The 2,872-nt window shown below is 77.5% G+C and carries 1 protein-coding gene; it reads right to left on the reverse strand.

Annotation, left to right across the window (positions count from 1 at the left end; genetic code table 11):
- Positions 1 to 299: 299 nt before the first annotated feature.
- The coding region (locus ACFW2E_RS44620) for an FAD/NAD(P)-binding protein (protein WP_384477250.1) at positions 300 to 2,872 on the reverse strand (2,573 nt) is incomplete at its 5' end.

Here is a 2,872-nt window from a genome sequence, read left to right on the forward strand (position 1 = left end):
CTTTGTCGTGGTCAGCTTTATTTGTGTAAAAGAGAAATAACTCCGCCGTTATCCGCCCTCGTCCTCCTGACGGTCCGGGCAGCCGCGCCCGGACCTCTCTGGGGGCGCGGAGCCAGGTCACCGAAGACGCCCTGCCGGTCGCCGCGGTGTTCGTGGTCGTGCCGCACGCGGACGCCCGGGTACCGGCTCCGGTCCCGGCGGTGCGGCCGGCCGCGCGGGGCATTTCGCGGGCGGTCGGCCGGCGCCCGGAGGGCCGGTCCTGGCTCCCGGTCCCGCGCAACCCTCCGGTCCCCGTCCGGTCAGCCGGGCAGCGCGGCCAGCAACCGCCGGTCGCGGGGCGCCGGTTTGCGGTCCAGGCGGGCGTCCAGGAGGCGGCGGGCCGCGTCGCAGCGGCCGGCCGACACCAGGGCGTACAGCAGCGTCTCCTCGACGACCTCGCGCTGGGCCGCGCTGCCGCCGACCCGGCGCAGCACGGGCAGCAGCGCGTCGAGGCCGCGGGCCGCCTCCCGGAACCGCTCCTCCAGGAGCGCCTCCAGGGCCTCGCACAGCGGGGCGACGACCTCCCGCTGCACCGGATCGGCGCCCGCCGCGTGGTCGCGCAGCCGGCGCAGGGCGGGCAGGTCATGGGCGGCCGTCAGGGCGACCGCCGCGTGCAGCGCGGTGAACGCCGTCGCCGGGCGTTCCAGCACCTCGCGGCCGACCGAGTCCAGCACGTCCGCCGCGGGCAGTTCGCCCTGCCAGCTGTCGCTCAAGCGCGCCCGCCACAGCAGCGAACCCGAGTCGACCAGGGCCCGTACGCCGGTCACCCGGCCGGGTGCGAGCTGGGCGAACCAGCGCCTGCGGACCGCCTCCGGGTCGTCGAGGGCCAGTTCGTGCAGGGCGATGTGCCAGGAGAAGTGGGCCCGGTGGACCGCGCCGCGGCCCCGCCCCGACACCCAGCGGTCCAGCCAGTCGCGACCCGCCTCGTGGGCGGCCGACTCGTAGTGCACATGGGCCAGGGCGTGCACGGCGTGCCCGGAGGCGGGCTCGGTGGCCAGTGCCCGGTGGGCGAGTTCGCCCGCCTCGTGCAGCCGGCCCTGTCCCTGGCGCAGGAAGGCGAGCAGCGAGGTGTGGAACCAGTGGCCGTCGTACGCCGGTGCCGTCAGATCGAGCAGTCCCAGCGCGTCGTCGTCGTGCAGGTCGCTCACCCCGGAGAAGGCGATGGTGGGCACGGCGGCGGCGAGCGCGAGCGCGTCGCCAGGGTACGTCCGCAGGTGCCGTACGAGGGCCTCGTCCCCGTCGTCGCGGGTGATCCGGCGGGTGACCACGTCCACGAAGGAGCGCTCGCGCTCGTCGGCCCGTTCGCGGGCGCAGCGCTGCGCGTCGGCCAGGGCCCGGGGCACGTCGACGGCGGCCGCGCACTCGTGGCCCAGCAGGGCGAGGGCGGCGTGGCCGAGGGCGAAGCCGGGGTCGAGGGCGACCGCGCGGGCGAAGGCGTCCTCGGCTCCGGAGCGGACCTTGAGGACCCGGTCGAGTCCGGCGCGGTGGGCGGCGGCCGCCTCGGCGTGGGTGGACAGGGCGAGGCCGTGTCCGTCGACGGGACGGCGGCCGGTACGCGGCCTCGGGGTGAGGGGCGCCAGCAGCTGCTGGGCCAACTCGGCCGCCTGGACGCGGATTTCCGGGACGGCGGTGGTCTCCCACAGCTCGCCGCGGCGTGGGGCGCCGAGGGTGTACAGCGGGAGCCCGGTGCGGCCCCGGGCGTCGAGGAGGCGGCCGTCGCGAGTCGCCGCGCCCATGCCCAGCGGGCCGTGCACGGCGGCGCCGGACGCGAACAGCGAACGCCACAGCGGGTCGTCGAGGCGCCGCCCCGGCCCGGTGCAGTCGACCACCCAGCCCACGTGCAGGGTGCGCCCGCCCGAGAGCTCGACCGCGAGCGTGCCGTCGTCACGGGCGCCGGCGCGTACGACCGTACCGGTGTGGACGTGGAGGCGGCGGGCGGTGCGGGCCCGGGAGACGTGCTCGGCGGTGGCGGGCGCCATGCGGTGGCGGTGGGTGTTCCACAGGGCGCCCTCCCTGGCCAGGAACTCCTCCCGCTCCTCGGGGGTGAGGCTGCGCCACAGCCGCACGGTGTGCGGGCGCAGGCTGTCCAGGCCGGGGCGCCAGTCCCCGTGGGTGCGGACCGAACGGCTGAGGTGCCGGTAGACGGCCCGGCGCAGCCTGCCGAGGGATGTGTCGTCCAGGTCTTCCGGTGCGGGCATGACCCCGGCCGGGCCGAGCGCGTGCGGCTGGGGCAGCAGACCGCTGCGGGACAGGGCGTGCACCGTGCGGCCGGGACGGTCGAGGGTCAGGGCGAGGTCGACGGCGGTCAGGCCGGTGCCGACGAGCAGCACGTCGTCGGTGCCGTGGCGCGGCCCGTCCAGGGCACCCGGCGCCCACGGCGCGCCGACGAACCGGGGCGCCGCGCGCAGGACGGGCGGCGCCCAGGCGGCGGAGGCCACGGCGGGGCCGGTGGCGAGCACGGCGGCGTCCGCGGCCAGGCGCCCGCCGTCGGCCAGGCGGAGCTCCACCCGGCCGTCGGGGGTGCCGGCGCAGCCCTCGGCCCGGGTGCGCAGCCGGCGCACGGCGACCGTGCCGTGGGAGCGGACGACGGCCTGGCCGAGGGTGTCGGCGAGGTAGGCGCCGTAGCGGTACCGGGTCGCGAAGTCGGCTCCGGTGACCGACGGTTCGCCGTGCCGGCACAGCCAGCGGGTGAAGTGGCCGGGGTCGTCGGGGTAGGCGCTCATGTTGCCCGCGGGCACGTTCAGTCGGTGGCGTGGGTCGGGGGTGGCGTACGCCGTGCCGCGGCCCGCCTCAGGGGCCGGGTCGACCAGGACGACGTCGAGGGGAGTCCGGC

The organism is Streptomyces sp. NPDC058964 (assembly GCF_042741275.1).
Lineage (GTDB): Bacteria > Actinomycetota > Actinomycetes > Streptomycetales > Streptomycetaceae > Streptomyces.